Genomic DNA, 1776 nt, shown 5'->3' on the forward strand with positions numbered 1-1776 from the left:
GAAGCTCTCTCATTGTCTAGTTTTAAGACCTTCTACTTTTGAATACCTGTTTTCTTTGGGTCAAACCCTCGACCTATTAGTATCAGTCAGCTTAACACATTACTATGCTTACACTCCTGACCTATCAACCATGTAGTCTACATGGGGTCTTACCTATTGCTAGTGGGATATCTCATCTTGAGGTGGGTTTCACGCTTAGATGCCTTCAGCGTTTATCCCTGCCGAACTTGGCTACCCAGCTGTGCCATTGGTATGACAACTGGTGCACTAGAGGTTCGTCCATCCCGGTCCTCTCGTACTAAGGACAGATCCTCTCAAATATCCTGCGCCCGCGACAGATAGGGACCGAACTGTCTCACGACGTTCTGAACCCAGCTCGCGTACCGCTTTAATTGGCGAACAGCCAAACCCTTGGAACCTGCTACAGCTCCAGGATGCGATGAGCCGACATCGAGGTGCCAAACCTCCCCGTCGATGTGGACTCTTGGGGGAGATAAGCCTGTTATCCCCAGGGTAGCTTTTATCCGTTGAGCGATGGCAATTCCACTTTCATACCACCGGATCACTAAGCCCTACTTTCGTACCTGCTCGAGGTGTCTCTCTCGCAGTCAGGCTACCTTATGCCTTTGCACTCGTTGCGCGATTTCCAACCGCGCTGAGGTAACCTTTGGACGCCTCCGTTACTCTTTGGGAGGCGACCGCCCCAGTCAAACTGCCCACCTGACAGTGTCCCTAGACCAGCTTATGGTCTCAGGTTAGAGTTCCAGTACTTTTAGAGTGGTATCCCAACGTCGACTCCTTAATGGCTGGCGCCACTAATTCTCAGTCTCCCACCTATCCTGTACAAAAAATACCGAAACCCAATATCAAGCTACAGTGAAGCTCCATGGGGTCTTTCCGTCTAGTCGCGGGTAACTTGCATCTTCACAAGTACTACAATTTCGCCGGGTACGTTGTTGAGACAGTGCCCAAGTCATTACGCCATTCGTGCGGGTCAGAACTTACCTGACAAGGAATTTCGCTACCTTAGGACCGTTATAGTTACGGCCGCCGTTTACTGGGGCTTAAGTTCATGCCTTCGCTTGCGCTAAGCAATTCCCGTAACCTTCCAGCACCGGGCAGGCGTCAGCCCCTATACTTCATCTTTCGATTTAGCAGAGACCTGTGTTTTTGATAAACAGTTGCTTGGGCCTATTCTCTGCGGCCTCAATCTCTTGAGGCACCCCTTTTCGCTAACTTACGGGGTCAATTTGCCGAGTTCCTTAACAACGCTTCTCCCGCTCGTCTTAGGATTCTCTCCTCACCTACCTGTGTCGGTTTGCGGTACTGGTACCTTTAATCTGGATAGTGGTTTTTCTCGTCAGTGTGGAATCTGTCACTTCGGTACTTGTTTTCCCTCCGCATCACGTCTTCGAAACATCCGGCGGATTTGCCTACCGGACTATCTACCTCGCTTGCACGATCTTTTCCAGCTGATCGCTTGACTTATCCTCCTGCGTCCCCACCTCTCTCATAACGATTAACGGTAGTACAGGAATTTCAACCTGTTGTCCATCACTTACGCCTTTCGGCCTCAGCTTAGGTCCAGACTTACCCTGGGCGGACGAACCTTCCCCAGGAAACCTTAGGTTTTCGACGGTAAAGATTCTCACTTTACTCTCGCTACTTATTCCGGCATTCTCACTACTGCTTCGTCCACAAGTCCTTTCGATCTTGCTTCAACCTACAACAGTAAGCTCCCCTACCACCCTCGTGTGCTCCATGCTATATCTCGTA

General features: G+C 50.2%; 1 rRNA gene. It reads right to left on the bottom strand.

Annotated elements, in window-relative coordinates:
* Nucleotides 1-56: 56 nt before the first annotated feature.
* Nucleotides 57-1776: ribosomal RNA gene (locus L323_RS41480) — 23S ribosomal RNA — on the bottom strand; the annotation flags it as partial.

This window comes from Ruminiclostridium papyrosolvens C7, from assembly GCF_000421965.1.
GTDB classification, from domain to species: Bacteria; Bacillota; Clostridia; order Acetivibrionales; family DSM-1351; genus Ruminiclostridium; species Ruminiclostridium papyrosolvens_A.